Raw genomic sequence first — 19,816 nt, forward strand, 5'->3', positions numbered from 1 at the left:
CTAGTTATCTCAAAACCACTATCCACACGCTCAACAGTTGCTAACCATTCGCCATTACCTTTAACGATGGCTGCACTGCCGTTAGCTTCTAGGTCACCTTCAACTTTTACGAGAGTTTTTTCAAAGTCGCCGTTGCCACGGAAAATGATCTCACCATCCTTGCGTTGTACAGTACCTACCCACTCACTGGTGTTTTCGTCGATAACGTGGATTTCGCCGTTAATGATCTTAATTGTAAGGTCACGCTCTTCCATCTCGGGACGGTCTTCACCGAATTCAGGAGACCAACGTGGTGTAGCGTCAACATCAACGTCTGGGTGTTGTGGGAGATAATCCACATCATTGTCGCTATTGGAACTAGACGACGTGCTCAAAAGCCCTGCAACCAATGCAGCAGAAGCGGCACCAACTGCAGCCCAAGTACCGTTAGATTGTTTTTCGTAAGTGACGTCATCGATTGTGGCTGTCGTGCCCGGAGTTGCATTCGCGTATTGTTCGTTTAACTTATACTGAACAGAAGCATCGATAGCGTTCATCTGCTCGTCAATAAGTTGAAGTGTTTGTTGGTTTGCTAGTTCTACGTCAACTTGAGGTGCAGAAGCAAAAGCAGGTGCTGCTAATACGCTAGAAATTGATATGGCTAAGAGTGATGCTTTCATAAAGTAGGATCTCGTTATTGAATGGAGCGTCTTGCTATCAATGCCTCCTTGGCAAGTGCGTTTATTATTCGCTGTGGTGAGATTTTCAACAATATAGCCAGCTAGTGTTGATGTATAAATCTAATTTATGCATTTGCGCTTTTTAGGTTGAGACTTGAGGTAAGTATGTTGGGTTGGATAAAAACTTGGGTTAAAAGATATGATAAGTGGTGTGAAGAGCTTGGCTTAACGCCTGAGAACAAGCGCAGTTGTGTTGCTTATCGTCGTGATCCTCAAGGGAAACAAATGGAGAGTAGGGAAAATGACACAGCAAATAAGTGACTTTCCGCTGTTTGATACTCATTGCCACGCGGATTTTGAGGCGTTTGAGCAAGGTTTTACACCTGATCAAACTATTGATGGCTATCTTAAAGAAGCGAAACAAGCGCAAGTCGAGAAGTTAATCATCCCTTCTATCGGCCAACGTAACTGGCATAAGCTTGAGAAAATTGCGCAATCTCACCCCAATGTTTACTACGCATTAGGCTTTCATCCTTACTTTTTAGAACCGGCCAATGACGAACAATTTTCGGAACTTCGCCAATTACTCGCTTCAAAAAACAGCCAATGTGTCGCGATAGGTGAGTGCGGGCTCGACTTTTTTGTGGACGTTGAACGAGAGAAACAAGAGCGCTTTTTCATCCAACAAATGGAGCTTGCGAAGGAGTTTGACCTGCCTTTAATCATCCATGAGAGGAAGTCTTACAACCGACTTATCGAGCTAATAAAGCAGCATAAGTTCACCTTAGGTGGTGTGATTCACGGTTTTTCTGGGAGTGAACAGCAAGCTTTGGCGTGGATCAAGCTCGGTTTCTATATTGGCGTCGGTGGAACGATAACTTACCCAAGAGCGCAAAAAACACGCACAACCATCGCAAAATTGCCCCTTGAATGTCTGGTATTGGAAACGGATGCTCCGGACATGCCCATGTATGGAAACCAAGGAAATGTTAATCATTCCAAATATTTAGTTACGATCTTAAATGAACTTTTTTTGCTTAGAAAAGAGCCAAAGCAATCGATTGCAGCGCAAATTTGGCAAAATAGCCATCGCGCATTCGGTATATGTGAATAAAATCGAAGGTTTTTGTTTATCGTTTGCGTAAATTGCACTGAGCTTGTGATTTGAGTCACATTTGTGTGTGAATGGTACATGAATCTTCTACGAAAGTGTGAGGACGGCATTACTTTATTAGTGGTCGCATGAGTATAATTGCCTCCGCTTTATAGCCCCATTTTGTAACACGCCAATAAATAACTAATAAGGAAGTCATAAACTATGAGCCTGTTTATGAGCCTAGTCGGAATGGTTGCACTGATCGCAATCGCAGTACTACTATCTGACAACCGCAAAGCTATTAATCTAAGAACAGTGGGTGGCGCTTTCGCTATCCAATTCGCACTTGGTGCATTCGTACTTTACATCCCTTGGGGTCGTGATCTACTTGCAGGTTTCTCTGCTGGTGTAGCAAACGTGATCGACTACGGTAAAGACGGTACTGGTTTCCTATTCGGCAGCCTAGTTAACTTCTCAGTTGACGGTATCGGTTTCATCTTTGCTTTCCAAGTACTACCAACTCTGATTTTCTTCTCTGCACTTATCTCTGTACTTTACTACATTGGTGTTATGCAAATTGTAATCAAAGTTCTTGGTGGTGGTCTTCAGAAAGCTCTAGGTACTTCTCGCGCCGAGTCTATGTCTGCAGCAGCAAACATCTTCGTTGGTCAAACTGAAGCACCTCTAGTTGTTCGTCCATTTGTTCCTAAAATGACTAACTCTGAACTATTCGCAGTAATGTGTGGTGGTTTGGCTTCTGTAGCTGGTGGTGTACTAGCGGGTTACGCATCTATGGGTGTACCTCTAGAGTACCTTGTAGCAGCATCATTCATGGCAGCACCAGGTGGTCTACTATTCGCTAAAATCATCAAGCCTGAAACAGATACGCCAGACGACAACATCGCTGACGAAATGGACGGTGGCGATGACAAACCAGCTAACGTTATCGACGCAGCAGCAGGTGGCGCATCAGTTGGTCTACAACTAGCACTTAACGTTGGTGCAATGCTACTAGCATTCATCGGTCTAATTGCTCTAATCAACGGTATCCTAGGTGGCATCGGTGGTTGGTTCGGTATGGAAAACCTAACTCTAGAACTTCTTCTAGGTTGGATCTTCGCACCGCTAGCATTCATCATTGGTGTTCCATGGGAAGAAGCAACTATCGCTGGTTCTTTCATTGGTCAGAAGACAGTTGTTAACGAATTCGTTGCATACCTAAACTTCGTACCATACGTTGGTGAAAACGCTCAAGTTGTTGCAGCAACTGGTCAAGTGATGTCTGAGAAGACTCAAGCTATCATCGCATTCGCACTATGTGGTTTCGCAAACCTTTCTTCAATTGCGATTCTTCTAGGTGGTCTAGGTGGTATTGCACCAAGCCGTCGCCACGACATCGCACGTATGGGTGTTAAAGCGGTAATTGCTGGTACTCTATCTAACCTGATGGCAGCAACAATTGCTGGCTTCTTCCTGTCTTTCTAATTAGTTAGAAATCGATATATAGACGCCATAATAATATCGCCCCGTAGCAAGAAATTGCTGCGGGGCTTTTTTGTTTTTAGGCCTGCCGTTTTTAGTATATGCACGCGCTTATGCTTAGATTCGATGTAGGGTCTAGAATGTTTTTTTGAGATACAAACCGTTTGCGTTCTAAGGAGCACTACAATTTATTGATGGATACCTATAATGTATAAGCTAAAGGGATAGGATGTCTCTGTTGGCAAGAAAGTAACCTCGAAATCAACTCGAACGTTATTCTTCTGGGATTAAGCCAAAATTAGCGATACGCTATAGATGTTAGACACAACATGACTGATTTGTTGTGCCATAGACCAAACTGGTACTGTGCGGTGACAAGGATTGCAATTGGTAGCGAAAGTTATCAAGTCTTCAGGGAACCAAGTCCGTTCATTTGTGGCTACTGAGCATTACTAAAATATCCATCTATACTGGATGGAGGGCGAAGTAGTTAACTATTTGAATATATTGATCGGAGATAGAAATGAGCGATTTAAAAGCAGCAGCTCTACGTGCACTTAAACTTATGGACCTAACTACGCTAAATGACGACGATACTACTGAAAAAGTAGTGGCGCTTTGTCATGACGCGAAGACTGCAGTAGGCAACACCGCTGCAATCTGTATTTACCCTCGCTTTATCCCAGCAGCTAAGAAAGCGTTGCGTGAGCAAGGTACTCCAGAAGTACGCATTGCGACTGTAACTAACTTCCCTCATGGTAATGACGACATCGAAATTGCTGTTGCAGAAACAAAAGCAGCGGTAGCGTACGGCGCAGACGAAGTTGACGTAGTATTCCCATACCGTGCTCTTATTGCTGGCAACGAAGAAGTTGGCTTTGAGCTAGTTAAACAGTGTAAAGCAGCTTGTGGTGACATCACGCTTAAAGTGATCATCGAAACAGGTGAACTGAAAGAAGAAGCACTAATCAAGAAAGCTTCTCAAATCTGTATCGAAGCAGGTGCAGACTTCATCAAAACTTCAACAGGTAAAGTGCCAGTAAACGCGACTCCAGAGTACGCGCGCATGATGCTTGAAGTTATCCGTGACATGGGCGTTGCTAAAACAGTTGGTTTCAAACCAGCTGGTGGCGTACGTACTGCTGAAGATGCAGCACTATACCTAGCAATGGCTGATGAGCTACTAGGCGCTGAGTGGGCAGACAACATGCACTACCGTTTTGGTGCTTCAAGCCTACTAACTAACCTTCTTAATACATTAGAAGTGACAGACCAGACTGCTGATCCAGCAGCATACTAATTTACTCGTCATATTTGACACCGCAGCGTTGTTGACTGCGTAAGTTCCTCCTAATCACATAGAGCCTCTATGCTCATAGGAATGAACTCACTGGTCGCCTAACTGCAACGCCAAATATTTAGAGTATTGAACATAATAAGTCTGTTTGATGGAGTGGCGTCAAGCCACTCCATATTACCTCTTTTCCCTACAAACCATACTCACTAGAGTTTGGGAGGCACTAATGTATCTACCTCAAGAAATTATTCGCAGAAAACGTGACGGTGAAGTCCTAACAGCTGAAGAAATTAACTTCTTCATTCAAGGTGTGGCTAAGAACACGGTTTCTGAAGGCCAAATTGCCGCATTCGCAATGGCTATCTTTTTTAATGAAATGACGATGCCAGAACGTATCGCACTAACGTGTGCAATGCGTGATTCAGGCATGGTGATTGACTGGAGCCACATGAACTTTGATGGCCCAATCGTTGATAAACACTCTACTGGTGGTGTTGGCGACGTTACTTCTCTGATGCTTGGCCCAATGGTGGCAGCATGTGGCGGTTTCGTTCCAATGATCTCTGGTCGTGGTTTAGGCCACACTGGCGGTACGCTAGACAAGCTGGAATCTATTCCGGGTTACAACATTACACCAACCAACGATGTGTTCGGTGAAGTAACGAAAGATGCTGGCGTGGCTATCATCGGTCAAACAGGCGATCTAGCTCCTGCTGACAAGCGTGTTTACGCAACTCGTGATATCACAGCAACAGTCGATAACATCTCGCTGATCACGGCTTCAATCCTATCTAAGAAACTGGCTGCGGGCCTTGATTCTCTAGTGATGGATGTAAAAGTAGGTTCAGGCGCATTCATGCCGACTTACGAAGCATCTGAAGAGCTAGCGAAATCTATCGTTGCAGTAGCAAACGGTGCGGGTACTAAAACAACAGCAATCCTAACGGACATGAACCAAGTGCTGGCTTCTTCAGCGGGTAACGCAGTAGAAGTTCGTGAAGCGGTTCAGTTCCTAACGGGTGAATACCGTAACCCTCGCTTGTTAGAGATCACTCTAGCATCGTGTGCTGAAATGCTGGTGCTCGGTAACCTAGCTAAAGACTCAGACGAAGCGCGCGAAAAACTGATGGCAGTACTGGATAACGGTAAGGCAGCAGAGTGCTTCGGTAAAATGGTAGCGGGCCTTGGTGGTCCAGTTGATTTCGTAATGAACTACGATAACTACCTAGAAAAAGCAGACATTATTAAGCCAGTGTACGCGTTAGAAAGCGGTGTGGTATCAGCAATGGATACTCGTGCAATTGGTATGGCTGTGGTTGGTATGGGCGGCGGTCGTCGCGTAGCAACTGACAGCATTGATTACGCAGTCGGTTTTGATCACTTCATTCGCCTAGGTGAAGTAGCAAGTGAAGATAAGCCATTAGCAATGATTCATGCTCGCAACGAACAACAGTGGCAAGAAGCTGCAACTGCATTACAAAATGCAATCACTGTGGGTGGAGAATATACAGCAACGCCAGACGTTTACCGTCAGATTCGTTCTGAAGACGTGTAAATAACCGTTATCGGTATGCCTCGCGTATACCGATAAACAGAGTTCTGGTGCAAAGAGCAATAAGTTGGTGAAGAAAATGAAAAGAGCATTTATTTTAGTTTTAGATTCATTCGGTATCGGTGAAACAGCGGATGCAGACAAATTTGGTGATGTAGGTTCTGACACTATGGGCCACATCGCAGATCATTGTGACCAAGGTCTTGCAGACAATGCAGATCGTAAAGGTTCACTGGCACTGCCAAACCTGTCTAAGCTAGGTCTAGCGATGGCTCACAAAGAGTCTACGGGTCGTTTTGCTCCTGGTATGGATGCAGACGCTGAGATCATTGGCGCTTACGGTCACGCTGCTGAGCTGTCTTCTGGTAAAGACACGCCATCAGGTCACTGGGAAATCGCAGGTGTTCCTGTACTGTTTGACTGGGGCTACTTCACCGACAAAGAGAACAGCTTCCCAAAAGAACTGACTGACCGCATCCTTGAGCGTGCAGGCCTGTCTGGTTTCTTGGGTAACTGCCACTCATCTGGTACGGAAATCCTAGATAACCTAGGTGAAGAGCACATGAAGACTGGTCTGCCAATCTTCTATACTTCTGCAGACTCTGTTTTCCAGATCGCTTGTCACGAAGAGACATTCGGCCTGCAAAACCTATTAGATCTTTGTCAGATTGCTCGTGAAGAGCTAGAAGATTACAACATTGGTCGTGTTATCGCTCGTCCGTTCATTGGCCCAGGTAAAGGTCAATTCGAACGTACTGGTAACCGTCGTGACCTTTCTGTTGAGCCACCTGCAGCTACCATTCTTCAGAAGTTGGTTGATGAGAAGGGCGGTAACGTTCACTCAATCGGTAAGATCTCTGATATCTACGCGGGTTGTGGCATCACTCAGAAAACCAAAGCAACAGGTATCCCTGCGCTATTTGAAGCAACCAAAGATGCGATCAATGAAGCGGGCGACAACACTATCGTGTTCACTAACTTCGTTGATTTTGACTCAGCTTACGGCCACCGCCGTGATGTTGCTGGTTACGCAGCGGCACTTGAGTACTTCGATGGTCGCATCAATGAAATCATCGATATGATGAAAGAAGACGATGTGCTTATCTTAACTGCTGACCACGGTTGTGATCCGACATGGCCAGGTACAGACCATACTCGTGAGCACATCCCTGTGATTGTTTACGGTCAGAAGGTTCCAGCCGGTTCTTTAGGCCGTCGCGATACATTTGCTGATATCGGTCAAAGCTTAGCGTCATACTTTGGTACATCGCCAATGGGACACGGTACAAGCTTTCTATAATAGTTAACGAAGAGAGAGGGAAACTTCTCTCTTCTTTTTTTGTTTTGAGATTAAGGATATTTTCAATGGCTACTCCACATATTAATGCTGAAATGGGTGATTTCGCTGACGTAGTTTTAATGCCAGGCGATCCGCTACGTGCTAAATACATCGCTGAAACCTTCTTAGAAGAAGTGGTTCAAGTGTGCGACGTTCGCAACATGTTTGGTTACACCGGTACTTACAAAGGTCGTAAGGTTTCGGTAATGGGACACGGTATGGGCATTCCATCTTGTTCTATTTACGCGACTGAGCTTATCAAAGACTTTGGTGTGAAGAAGATCATTCGTGTGGGCAGTTGTGGTGCAGTGAGCGAAGATATCAAAGTGCGTGATGTGGTGATCGGCATGGGCGCATGTACTGACTCTAAAGTGAACCGTATTCGCTTTAAAGATCATGACTTTGCGGCGATTGCGGATTACAAAATGGTGCGCGCGGCAGAAGATGCAGCCAAAGCTCTCGGTGTCGGCGTAAAAGTCGGTAACCTGTTCTCGGCTGAGCTGTTCTACACGCCAGATCCAGAGATGTTCGAAGTAATGGACAAATACGGCATTGTTGGCGTAGAGATGGAAGCGGCTGGCATCTATGGTGTATGTGCTGAATACGGCGCAAAAGCTCTAACGATCTGTACTGTTTCTGACCACATCAAGACTGGTGAGCAAACGACATCAGATGAACGTCAAACGACTTTCAACGACATGATGGTTATCGCACTAGACTCAGTGTTGCTTGGTGACCAAGAATAATCTTGATTTGTCTTAGCTTGATAAGTTAACAGATAACAAAAAGCCCCGTTGCTGCCTGAGCGTCGGGGCTTTTTATTGGATTGCTGTACTTATTCTGAGTCTAGTATTTATTGTCAGCCTAGTGTGTTTATGAGCTTACATTTTTCAATAGTAAGTTCTCACCAGACTTAGTTGGTCTTCTGCGAATCAGCATGATGAACAACACGCCACTCACAAACCCCATCAACACCATACCGATCATGTAGCGATCACTTTTGCGGTAGTGGTGATCAGAAATCGCCGTCATCTTACCGGTTTCAAAAGTCACTCGAATAAAGCCGATGATCGTTTTCTCTGGAGAATAAATAGGTTCAACTAACTGTTGTCTGCCGATACTTGCTGTTGAAAGTGGTGTATCTAAGCCAAGAACCTCACGTACCGAGAGGGCTTTTTCGCTCGAAGCCAGTCGAATACCCTCTGCATCATAGATGGTGGTATCGAACACCAGTCGGTCTTGAGATAGCTGGTTAGTCAGATCAAGCAATCGCTCTTGGTCTTGTTGCGTGATCATCTTGCTGGCTGAAAGTGATGCCTGAGAGATAAGCAGCTTGGTAAGAGTTTCCAATTGTTTTGCTTGGATCTTCTCGTTACCTTTACTGATCACGACCGTATTTTTAATCGTTACAACGAACATGGTAGCCAACAAAATGAGGGCTAGCATTCGTAAAGCGTTACGTATTGAGAACAATGATTCATTCATGTTTAACGAAGCCTGAAATAAACAAATGTTATGATTAAGACATATTGAGACTTGCGTTTTCAAATTGCAATAGGTTAACGTTTAGCATAGTTAATTAGGAATCATACACATGGACGATCAGAAATATCTGCCGATAAAAAGGCATACGACATTATTAACTCGACTCCCCGAGACTCGTTTCGCTTCTCAACTCGCTAAATCCAAGGCCAATTGGATTGTGTTTGGTGAGTACCTATCTCCACAATCTTTCGATGACATCGACTTTTTCACTGGCACTTACAACACCATCCTCGATACGTGGAAGGTTGGGCATTATGAAGTGGCTTTGATGTCAGGCAATCTAACGCCAGCACACGAAGAAATCCTCCAAGCGCTAAAGCTTGATTATGCTTGCCTTAGCGAGGTCCCAGACTTATCTAAGCCAGGTTTGATCGTGATGGATATGGATTCCACAGCGATTCAAATTGAATGCATCGATGAGATTGCCAAGCTAGCTGGAGTGGGAGAGTTAGTCTCTGAAATCACAGAACGAGCAATGCAAGGCGAGCTCGACTTTGAACAGAGCCTACGCCAGCGAGTAGGAGCACTGAAAGGTGCGGATGAATCGATATTAGAGCAAGTGCGTCAGTCATTGCCATTCATGCCAGACTTGGTCGGGCTGGTGAATACTCTAAATAAGCTTGGCTGGAAAACGGCGATTGCATCAGGCGGTTTTACTTACTTCTCTGACTACCTGAAAGATACCCTTGATCTAGACCATGCTCAATCAAACACGCTTGAGATCGTCAACGGTAAGTTGACGGGTGAAGTCTTAGGCGATGTTGTTTCGGCGCAGACCAAAGCGGATATCTTGGTAGAGTTGGCTGAAGAGTACGAATTGGAACTACATAATACCGTTGCCGTTGGTGATGGTGCCAATGACTTGGTGATGATGGGCTCTGCAGGTTTAGGCATTGCCTACCACGCAAAACCAAAAGTAGAGCAGCAAGCTCAAACTGCTGTTCGTTACGCAGGTTTAGGCGGTGTGCTGTGTATCTTGTCGGGTGTATTGGCTAAGCAACAGAAGATCAGCTGGCAAGCGAAACCTTAGGGGCTCTACCTAAGTGCTATTGGCTATGTATCTTATTTAGCAATAGTGGCTCAGACACAAAAAAGCAGGCTATCAGCCTGCTTTTTCAATTTTCATGCTTAAGTTAATACGCCACTCGAGGCTAGCGTGTTAGCTCCAATCGAATCAGCACTTCATCGGTAATGTCCTCTATCTCGCCATAACCGATAAACGCCGTCACCTCATTCTCTAGCTTCTTAGCTTGATGCATACTGATGCGTGAAAGCTCTTCTAAATCCGACTGGAATAAACTCGTTAGCGGATTAAAGATAGGTGCCGTGGTGACTCGCAATACATACACATCACCTAAGTGCTGCGCTTTCTTGATGAATAAGATGCGTTCCTTTGCTGAGGCGAAGTCTTTGACCAACTTGGTGTGTACCGACTGGATTTTGTCGCCAAACTTCACTGCAGCAATGTACACGTCATGATGCTTAGGCTCCGCACCTTCAATTCTTTTTAGTGGCTCAGCCAACAGTGAGTTGGTGTGACCCTTGAAGATTGGCTCGAGTGAGAACTTTTGGTTGTGACCAAGTTTAGCAAGTAACGTTAGATGCTTATTCAGTGGGAAATTCACACCAATGATCTTACAGCGCAGCGTTGAACTTGGCTTATCAATGAATATTGGGTTACTGACCATCTTGCTCAACAAAATGTTGTGCAGTGATTCGAGTAGCGAATGTGTTGGCAGTATCTCTTGCTTCTTAATCAGCTTACTTTGGTTTTGATCGATAAGCCCATTAAGGAAAGCGATGGTACGCATTGTCTTGGCGTTCTCGGCAATAACCAACTGCACGTTGCGACCATTCGGACTCACTCGAATTACGTGGTAAGGCACTGTGCTCAGTGGCAGGTTCTTGTCATAGAGCTGCAGTTCATTGAAGTTCACTAATACCGGATCATTAATCTTGAGTACCATTGGGTGTTCAAGGCTAATGCTCAGTCCACGCTTCGAAATATCTAAGGTGTGTCCGTTCGCCGCTGCGCCATCTTGTGATGTAAGTTGCAACGGTGACTTAAATTGGTATCTCGGCTCTTTACGACGAGTCTGAGAGTCAAAGTAGATGCTTTGAATATTGCCGACGACAGTACGCGGGTGACGGAAGCGGTTCAATTCACTGCTTGGAATGCGTGGCTTTTCACTCAGAAGATAGTCCGCCGCACTTTCGTGATCGCCAATCTCTTGCAAGATTCCGCAATGCGTCAGTTGAGCTGAGCTTTGAGCCAGCGTATCCGAGTGTTTAGCTAATGCTTGTCGCTCAGTGTCTGAAAGTTCGAAAACCGAGAACTTGAACGCCTTCCAACTTTTACGTTTGCCACCGATGTGCCAGAACAGCTGTCTTTGTTCACGAGAGGCTTCAGGCAGCATCATTGAATAGAACAAGGTCTTGTTTTGGTGTTCATGGGTAAAAGAGTAGATAACGTTACTGGTTCCCTTCACTCCTGGTTTCGCCAACAGGTTCATACGTTGCTCGTTGAACAGGGTACCCAGCGCTTGTTGATTTCGTTCGTCGTGCCAATATTGCCATAATGGATGGTTGTTATCCGTCAGTAGGGCAAGCTTTAGTTCGCTGCCGCTGAAAAACAGGGGTAGGTTACAAGTATGCTTTAGATAGGTATGTTCGATTCCTCGAGTACGAGTTCGAATAATCCTATCTTGATTCTCATGGCTGGTTTTCTTACTGGTGCTATTTAAAGACTCATCGAGTAAGCGAGCCACAATATTGTTGTCGCTTACCTTGATGGTTCTTAGAAATTTGACCGCGTTGTTCTCATAAGATTCGTCGATACCCAAAACACGAAATTCAACCGCTTGGTTAACATCGTTTTCTTGGGACTTTTCGATAAGCTCTGAGAACTTAACGCTGATGATCTCGCCGAGGTTGTATCGAAAGGCGCTCGGTACTTTGAACTTTGCACCCGACGGGGAGATATCAACCGTTACACCATGTAGGCTTTGCCCTTTCGATGTGGTGATCTCGATCTGCGAGCTAATCTTGAGTCTGTTCTCTTGGCGCTTTAAGTCGTAACCTAGGTTAATAGCTTCCGCTTCATACGGGCTATTGGCGCTAGTAATGTCGAGGTTACCTTGAGAAGATGTTTTAACAACGCTCAGAGGCTGAGTTCGCGGAGTCATTACTAACTCCCATGCGCCTTCTGTGTAACCTTTAAACTTTTTTGTACCACGTTGATACGCGTTTAACGCGATGTCATCTAGCCAGTGTTTACGGCCGTCTAACGTGAACTGACGACATTCATTATCAATGCGCCCACGTAAATCAATGCTCTTTGTACACGGAGCCATGATACGATTCAGTTCCATTTTAACCAGCAGTTTTAGAGACGGAGATTCGCCTTCTGTCATTTGAGAAAGAAGGAATTCGAAATCTTCGGCGTGGTAGGCCGGGATAAGACGTTCTGCTACAGATAGAATTTCAGATTGCTGCATACTTTTCTTGTTAGAATGGACGGTGCATTTATGTTATCGACTAGTTTAAATCGATCTTTAAGTATAAGTGGTATGACTGCAACGTTTATTTTCACCCGTACGGTCAAATAAGTCACAAATTGACAACATCATTGTGTAACTGAGTAAATTATTGAGGTTTTATGGCTAAGGCAAAACGAGCTTATGTGTGTAATGACTGTGGTGCTGACTTTCCACGTTGGCAGGGGCAGTGCAACGCATGTGGTGCTTGGAACACGATTACAGAAGTTAGGTTAGCCGCTTCACCTCAAGTAGCGCGCAATGAAAGATTATCTGGTTATGCAGGTGCAGTAACAGAATCGAGCGTTCAGACATTATCTGAAATTAATCTACAAGAAGTACCACGCTTTAGTAGTGGCTTCAAAGAACTCGATCGCGTACTCGGTGGTGGTGTTGTCCCTGGGGCTGCGATCCTGATTGGTGGTAACCCAGGCGCGGGTAAATCAACATTACTATTGCAGACCATGTGTCAGCTCTCTTCTCAACTGCCGACTCTTTATGTAACAGGTGAAGAATCCTTACAGCAGGTTGCAATGCGCGCCTCTCGACTTGGATTACCAAAAGAGCACCTAAAGATGCTCTCTGAAACCAACGTAGATAAGATTTGTCAGGTTGCAGAAAAAGAACAACCTAAGATCATGGTTATCGACTCGATCCAAGTTATGCACGTTGCGGATGTTCAATCTTCTCCGGGCAGTGTTGCACAGGTTCGTGAATCGGCAACCGCATTAACGCGCTACGCAAAACAGAATAACGTTGCTGTGTTCTTAGTTGGACACGTAACTAAAGACGGCACCTTAGCAGGGCCAAAAGTACTTGAGCACATTATTGACTGTTCTGTTTTATTAGATGGCGGAACCGATAGCCGTTTTAGAACGCTACGCAGCCACAAAAACCGTTTTGGTGCAGTGAATGAACTGGGTGTGTTTGCGATGACAGGCCAAGGGCTAAAAGAAGTCAGCAACCCATCCGCTATCTTCTTGTCTCGTGGTGAAGAAGAAACCTCGGGAAGTTCGGTGATGGTTGTGTGGGAAGGCACTCGTCCATTGCTTGTTGAGATCCAAGCGCTGGTGGATTATTCACAGCTGGCTAACCCACGTCGCGTCGCTGTCGGCCTAGAGCAGAACAGACTTTCGTTGTTATTAGCGGTGCTGCATAAACACGGCGGCTTACAAATGGCTGACCAAGATGTGTTTGTGAATGTCGTCGGTGGTGTTAAAGTAACCGAAACCAGTGCTGATCTTGCGTTGGTGATGGCTCTACTTTCAAGTTTCAGAGATCGCGCATTGCCAAAAGATGTGGTGGTATTTGGAGAAGTAGGCCTAGCGGGTGAGATTCGACCGGTACCAAGTGGGCAAGAGCGTCTTAATGAGGCATTTAAACACGGCTTCAAGAAAGCGATTGTACCGGCGGCTAACATGCCTAAAGGTGGTATTCCTGGAATGCAGATCCACGGCGTGAAAAAATTATCAGAAGCAATTAATGCTTTTGATGAGTTGTAATTGAGCTCACTTCAGCTACTCTATACAGCAGAAATTCAGTCTAACTTAAAACGCCAATTGCGCTTTAGATTAGCACTAAACTAAACAATCATTTAGATTGTTTCTACAGATTGCCTTTTTCTATATGTTAGAAAAAGGCAAAGTTTTTTAGTCCCAAATGCATGCAAAGCTATCAGTCTTCACAGATTGTGATATACTCTGCGCGCATTTTATATCCTATTAACAGAGTAAGACAATGGCAGATTTATCGAAATACAGAAACATTGGTATTTTCGCGCACGTTGATGCGGGTAAAACAACTACCACTGAGCGTATCCTTAAGCTAACTGGTCAAATCCACAAGACTGGTGAAGTACATGATGGCGAATCAACGACTGACTTCATGGAACAGGAAGCTGAGCGCGGTATTACTATCCAATCAGCAGCTGTAAGCTGTTTTTGGAACGATCACCGTCTAAACGTTATCGATACTCCTGGACACGTTGACTTCACAGTTGAAGTATACCGTTCTCTTAAAGTTCTTGATGGCGGTATCGGTGTATTCTGTGGTTCTGGTGGTGTTGAACCTCAATCAGAAACTAACTGGCGCTACGCTAACGAATCAGAAGTATCTCGCCTGATCTTCGTTAACAAACTAGACCGTATGGGTGCAGACTTCTACAACGTTGTTGACCAAGTTAAAAACGTTCTAGGTGCAACTCCTCTAGTAATGGTTCTACCAATCGGCCGTGAAGACGAGTTCGTTGGTGTTGTAGACCTACTAAGCCGTAAAGCATACGTTTGGGATGACACTGGTCTTCCTGAAAACTACGAAATCAAAGATGTTCCAGCGGACATGGTTGATGACGTTGAGCAATACCGTGAAGAGCTAATCGAAACTGCTGTAGAGCAAGACGATGACCTAATGGAAGCTTACATGGAAGGTGAAGAGCCTTCTATTGAAGACGTTAAGCGTTGTATCCGTAAAGGTACTCGTGATATCGCATTCTTCCCAACGTTCTGTGGTTCTGCGTTCAAGAACAAAGGTATGCAACTTATCCTTGATGCTGTAGTAGATTACCTACCAGCACCAACTGAAGTTGACCCTCAGCCTCTAATGGATGAGAACGGTGAAGAAACTGGCGAACACGCTATCGTTTCTACAGATGAGACTTTCAAAGCGCTTGCATTCAAAATCATGGATGACCGTTTCGGTGCTCTAACTTTCGTTCGTATTTACTCTGGTAAACTGAACAAAGGTGACACGATTCTTAACTCATTCACTGGCAAGACTGAACGTGTTGGCCGTATGGTTGAGATGCAAGCTGATGACCGTAACGAACTAACTAGCGCACAAGCTGGTGACATCATTGCGATCGTTGGTATGAAGAACGTGCAAACTGGTCACACTCTATGTGATCCTAAGCACCAAGTAACGCTTGAGCCAATGGTATTCCCAACTCCAGTAATCTCAATCGCTGTATCTCCAAAAGATAAAGGCGGTTCTGAGAAAATGGGTATCGCTATCGGTAAAATGGTTGCAGAAGATCCATCTTTCCAAGTTGAGACTGACGAAGAGACTGGCGAAACTATCCTGAAAGGTATGGGTGAACTTCACCTAGACATCAAGGTAGATATCCTTAAGCGTACATACGGCGTTGACCTAACTGTAGGTGCTCCTCAAGTTGCTTACCGTGAAACTATCACTCAAGCAATTGAAGATAGCTACACGCACAAGAAGCAATCTGGTGGTTCTGGTCAATTCGGTAAGATCGATTACCGTATCAAACCAGGCGAAGCAGGTTCTGGCTTCAAGTTCAACTCTGTAGTTGTGGGCGGTAACGTTCCTAAAGAATTCTGGCCTGCAGTTGAGAAAGGCTTCGCATCTATGATGGAAAACGGCGTACTAGCTGGCTTCCCAACTCTAGACGTTGAAGTTGAACTTTTCGATGGTGGTTTCCACGCAGTCGATTCATCTGCTATCGCATTTGAAATCGCAGCGAAAGGCGCATTCCGTCAATCTATGCCTAAAGCTGGCGCGCAACTTCTTGAGCCAATCATGAACGTTGACGTGTTCACTCCAGACGATCACGTTGGTGATGTTATCGGTGACCTTAACCGTCGTCGTGGCATGATCAAAGATCAACAAGCTGGCGTAACTGGTGTTCGTATTAAAGCTGACGTACCTCTTTCTGAGATGTTCGGCTACATCGGTCACCTACGTACTATCACTTCTGGTCGTGGCCAATTCTCTATGGAATTCGCACAATACGCACCATGTCCAACTAACGTTGCTGACGAAGTGATTGCAAAAGTTAAAGCAGAAAAAGAAGCTGGTAAGTAATTAGCCCTTTTCTCAATTAGCTAAAAAAGCCCCGCAAGTGAAAGCTTGCGGGGCTTTTTATTTTCAACAAAACTAATTCTGCTCTCTTATCTTAAGTGCTTATATCCAAAAACTTAAAGTTACAGTGATGCATTAATTTCTTTTCATAGGATAGTGGTAGAGCCATATACGGTGTTCGTTAATATTTTTAGCTGTCCACTGACTAAACCGTAGGTTTCTTCATCACGTGTATCTATGGCATAGCTTTAACTTCAACCGTTATCGTATCTTGATATTTACCAGCTCTCGCAAAGTCTATGTTACCTAGCATTACTTCAAGGGGGAGCCCCCAACGCTTGGTTTCATCATTGTTTGAGAAGGTATAAACTGACTTCCGGTTTACCAAAGCATTATTAAATCGCAACGTATATGGGATCGAGATATTGGGTTCCGACTTCTGCTTTAACTCTCCATATTTTTGCTTTACAACTAACCTTACATTCGAGTTTGAAAGAAGATCAAAATCAGAACGGTAGGTGCGGTTAGATTCAAGATCACCAAGTTGGAAGCGATAACCTGAGCTCCCTGAACGTTGAACGTGTGGCGCATTTGGCACTGAGTTGAAAGCTACAAACGCTGGGACTTTGAGTTTAACTTTGGCATTTTTGGTCTCTTGCTTTCTATCTAAGGAAATAGAGGCTTCAAGAAGTCCGTTATAGTTACCAGATGCTGCTACTTTAGCTTCTGGTACCTTTATCCAAAACTTCGTCCTTTGGCTATTATCCAGAGGTAGTTGAAAACCTTTGCTAGGAAAGTGACTCAATTGACGGAAGTTCTTGTCCAGAATAGTAAGGGGCAAATTCGTTCCAATTGAACTTAAGTAGCTAGATTGTTTATTGTTGACCGATACTATGGCCATTGGGAATCGACAGTTCTGAATATCACGTGACAACTCTAAATAAACAGGAATATAAGCGCCTAAATCTCGCTTAAATTCAACATTGCTTCTGTCGATGTTTAGCATCCACTTGCCATTGCATTCGGCGGCCCAAATTGGTTGAGATAACATGGCTAAACCGAACACTGAGATCTTTAGAAAGTGTTTCATGGTTTATCCCTCTTTAATAAGTAAAGTTGGTAGATAAATCAGGTTGTCATTGATTTCTGGGACGTTCAATTTTGTTGGGCTAAAGCCATCTATGACGATGGTGTAGTTGCCCGGTGCAACGCCTTCCACAACGAACCTGCCTGATCGATTAGTGAAAAATTCATACGTTTTCTGTTGTCCAACCAACTGACCTTGGAAGAGCTTTAATGGTTTTTCTTGTCCGATCTCAATTTTACCAATGATGGTTTTCGATGCTGCCGATCCGATTTTTATTAGATGGCCTGTTTGTGATCCTGGCGTAATGCTGTACTCGTGGTCGCCAAAGTCATAACCTATCGGTGCGTCTGGCACATCAATGTAGATACTGGACAATTGGTGCCCTCCAGACAACTGAACGGCATTACTAATAGTATAGGTAGATATTGCTTCTGCAGGATCATCTGCAACCGCATTAATTTCTACATCAGCATCTAACGAGTTATGAACGGCAATAATTGCCACTGGACCATTGATGGGACGTGACCAAGCTAAGTTACCGTCAGCCAGGGTAAGCGCTGTACTTGCTCGTAAAGAAGCGGTTTGGTAGTTTGCTGAGTTATCAAATGCTAGGTGAGAAACCTTAGCATCTGTGATAAAACGGTTTGCCACATAATTACCCTCGAAAGAGTAAGTTTGAGAGTCGCTCTCGCCTTCAGCAGTCATCGCATAGCCATAACTGCCCGTATAGTCCTCTGATGGGCGTTGAAATTGAGCTCGATAGGTATCTGGTTCGTTGGAGTAGGATATATTTGCATTGTATTCTCCATTGTCAGAGTTCCAGTCCCAATCTGCTGAAAAAGTAAAACGGGTTTCGTCAATGTTTTCATTTGGGTTATCTTCTTTCTCTATACCAGCAGAGAGTGATATATTATAAAATTGCCAAGCAACTTCAGTAGAAGCCTGCCATTGCACTTCAGCCTCTTCAAAATCACGATAGTCACCGCTCAGGATTAAACTAAGGTTATCCGTAATACTGAAAACGTAGTTTGAAAAGACACGAAGTCCAGTACTCGCATCTGCAATCTGCCAGGGTAGTGCAAAATAATTATCCTGGTATTCACTACCAAGGCGAAAGTTTGGGGAGCCATAACTGTCTGTTCCCCATAGTTGATGGGAATAATCTAAGCTGTAGATGCTACCTGTATCGTTATTGGGCTTGTTGTTTTGTGCTGAAGCTCTAACGCCTAAATTCCCCCAATCAGAACCTATTGTTGCAATCACGCCTAGTTGCTGTCCTTCAGGGTGATACAAAGCGTTTGCACCGGCTGTTAAGGTATCGCTAATACCATAGTCATAATAACCAGAAGTTACCCATTGCTCGTCGTCATACTTAAAGTTGTTATCTTCAATCGTCGACGTTAAACCAGAGTAGAATCCAAAATCTGAAATACCTTCGCGTAACAAACGCGAGTTAAAGAACTGGCTATAAACGATGGTATCGGTTCGACCTGATTGATAACTAATATCCAACCGAACATCATTGGTACCAGAAACGAGAGGCAAGTCGTCTAGTGTATATCGACCTGGAGGTAAGCGAATTTCAGTGAGAAAAACGTCGTTAATATAGACTTCTATATCAGCACTCTCATTCAGTACCAGTGGTTGAGTTCCGCCATTTTGGATATTCCGGGTAGGTTGTAAGTCTTGGTACAAACGTTCAAAAGCAAGTCCACCGAGAGGTGTACTAGGAAGGTGTCCGGCACTTGCTTGGGTTACATCGCCAAAGGTAAGTCGAAAAGGGGTTGTCGGTTCATCGAAGAAAAGACGAGCTTCGCCACGATAGACGTCAGAGTTGATATCGTTACCACCAGTAACAAAACCGGAAATGTCAATATTAGCGCCTCGAACGCCGCCAATATTGGTTTTTAATAACCATTCACCAAGCCACGTTTGGGTGTCCTCTGTATTAGAGTCGTTAAACAAGGAGTAGTCAGTACTGGCATTTAATGTATTTTGCATTGTCCAAAAAGCGCTTTCTGAGTATTGGGCGGGTTCATATTTGCTACCAAACGAAAGCAAAAACTCAGCAGCAGCGGTTTCATCAATAACTAGGTTAATATTTTGATCGGAGGAATTGAAGGTTGCACTGATACCCATATGGTTCAGTTGTTCTATCGTAATGTACTCTTCGGAGAAATTTCGTAGCGCCACCAATGTCTCAGGGTTGATCAGCTTTTCAGTTGCCTGCACAAGCTGTTCTACGTTAATGGATCCAACAGTCATACCATCAGAATACGCATTTACTTCGCCGATAGTGTTTTCCCCCCAAGTTACTGGGAATGGGAACAACCAACTTTGCGCGAGCGCGGTTTGTATAACAGTAATGAGAGTGAGACATAAAATGAGATTTTTCATGAAA

The 19,816-nt window shown here is 44.5% G+C and carries 14 protein-coding genes and 1 pseudogene; 10 read left to right on the forward strand and 5 right to left on the reverse strand.

Features of this window, described 5'->3' with window-relative positions; translation table 11 throughout:
• Positions 1-659 (reverse strand): annotated as a pseudogene (locus AB4482_RS12430) (hypothetical protein); the annotation flags it as partial.
• Between the two features lie 165 nt (positions 660-824).
• On the opposite strand from AB4482_RS12430, the gene AB4482_RS12435 reads away from it, so the two are divergent.
• The 7 genes from AB4482_RS12435 to deoD all read left to right on the forward strand — a co-directional run bounded on the left by AB4482_RS12435 (position 825) and on the right by deoD (position 8,171).
• The gene (locus tag AB4482_RS12435) at positions 825-980 is read left to right on the forward strand and encodes a DUF5363 family protein (RefSeq protein ID WP_017066983.1); all 156 of its coding nucleotides are present in this window, start codon (positions 825-827) and stop codon (positions 978-980) included.
• The gene (locus AB4482_RS12440; protein ID WP_372130953.1) at positions 961-1,773 is read left to right on the forward strand and encodes a TatD family hydrolase; all 813 of its coding nucleotides are present in this window, start codon (positions 961-963) and stop codon (positions 1,771-1,773) included. The genes AB4482_RS12435 and AB4482_RS12440 overlap by 20 nt, the downstream gene beginning before the upstream one ends.
• 204 nt (positions 1,774-1,977) lie before the next feature.
• A complete protein-coding gene (locus AB4482_RS12445; RefSeq protein ID WP_017058833.1) occupies positions 1,978-3,240 on the forward strand; it encodes a NupC/NupG family nucleoside CNT transporter in 1,263 nt (420 codons plus the stop codon).
• Between the two features lie 520 nt (positions 3,241-3,760).
• Positions 3,761-4,537, forward strand: coding sequence for a deoxyribose-phosphate aldolase (deoC, locus tag AB4482_RS12450; RefSeq protein WP_010436196.1), 777 nt, complete (start codon positions 3,761-3,763; stop codon positions 4,535-4,537).
• A gap of 223 nt (positions 4,538-4,760) precedes the next feature.
• Entirely contained in the window at positions 4,761-6,089 is a 1,329-nt protein-coding gene (deoA, locus tag AB4482_RS12455) for a thymidine phosphorylase (RefSeq protein WP_017063283.1), read from the forward strand.
• 76 nt (positions 6,090-6,165) lie between these two features.
• Complete coding sequence (locus tag AB4482_RS12460; RefSeq protein WP_136977832.1) at positions 6,166-7,386, forward strand: phosphopentomutase; 1,221 nt, start codon at positions 6,166-6,168, stop codon at positions 7,384-7,386.
• Between the two features lie 65 nt (positions 7,387-7,451).
• Positions 7,452-8,171 (forward strand): purine-nucleoside phosphorylase, encoded by a 720-nt coding sequence (gene deoD / locus AB4482_RS12465; RefSeq protein WP_017063285.1) that lies wholly within the window; start codon positions 7,452-7,454, stop codon positions 8,169-8,171.
• A gap of 127 nt (positions 8,172-8,298) precedes the next feature.
• Here deoD and AB4482_RS12470 read toward each other — a convergent pair whose 3' ends face one another.
• On the reverse strand, positions 8,299-8,910 hold the full coding sequence (locus AB4482_RS12470; RefSeq protein WP_076655999.1) for a YtjB family periplasmic protein: 612 nt from the start codon (positions 8,908-8,910) through the stop codon (positions 8,299-8,301).
• Between the two features lie 109 nt (positions 8,911-9,019).
• On the opposite strand from AB4482_RS12470, the gene serB reads away from it, so the two are divergent.
• Positions 9,020-10,000, forward strand: coding sequence for a phosphoserine phosphatase (gene serB / locus AB4482_RS12475; protein WP_371721146.1), 981 nt, complete (start codon positions 9,020-9,022; stop codon positions 9,998-10,000).
• Between the two features lie 121 nt (positions 10,001-10,121).
• On the opposite strand, the gene AB4482_RS12480 is transcribed toward serB, so the two are convergent.
• Positions 10,122-12,467 carry a PilZ domain-containing protein gene (locus tag AB4482_RS12480; protein WP_372128692.1) on the reverse strand — a complete coding sequence of 782 codons (2,346 nt, stop codon included), beginning with the start codon at positions 12,465-12,467 and terminating at the stop codon, positions 10,122-10,124.
• 161 nt (positions 12,468-12,628) lie between these two features.
• Between AB4482_RS12480 and radA the strand changes: the two genes are divergently transcribed.
• Together radA and fusA are read left to right on the forward strand one after the other, a co-directional pair.
• Positions 12,629-14,008 (forward strand): DNA repair protein RadA, encoded by a 1,380-nt coding sequence (gene radA, locus AB4482_RS12485; RefSeq protein WP_017058826.1) that lies wholly within the window; start codon positions 12,629-12,631, stop codon positions 14,006-14,008.
• 235 nt (positions 14,009-14,243) lie between these two features.
• The gene (fusA, locus tag AB4482_RS12490) at positions 14,244-16,331 is read left to right on the forward strand and encodes an elongation factor G (RefSeq protein WP_017058825.1); all 2,088 of its coding nucleotides are present in this window, start codon (positions 14,244-14,246) and stop codon (positions 16,329-16,331) included.
• Positions 16,332-16,563: 232 nt separating this feature from the next.
• On the opposite strand, the gene AB4482_RS12495 is transcribed toward fusA, so the two are convergent.
• Positions 16,564-17,418 carry a hypothetical protein gene (locus AB4482_RS12495; protein ID WP_102319911.1) on the reverse strand — a complete coding sequence of 285 codons (855 nt, stop codon included), beginning with the start codon at positions 17,416-17,418 and terminating at the stop codon, positions 16,564-16,566.
• 3 nt (positions 17,419-17,421) lie between these two features.
• Positions 17,422-19,812 (reverse strand): fimbria/pilus outer membrane usher protein, encoded by a 2,391-nt coding sequence (locus AB4482_RS12500; RefSeq protein ID WP_372054892.1) that lies wholly within the window; start codon positions 19,810-19,812, stop codon positions 17,422-17,424.
• Positions 19,813-19,816 lie beyond the last annotated feature (4 nt).

The sequence above is a fragment of the Vibrio sp. 10N.222.55.C7 genome, assembly GCF_041473335.1.
GTDB classification, from domain to species: domain Bacteria; phylum Pseudomonadota; class Gammaproteobacteria; order Enterobacterales; family Vibrionaceae; genus Vibrio; species Vibrio crassostreae_C.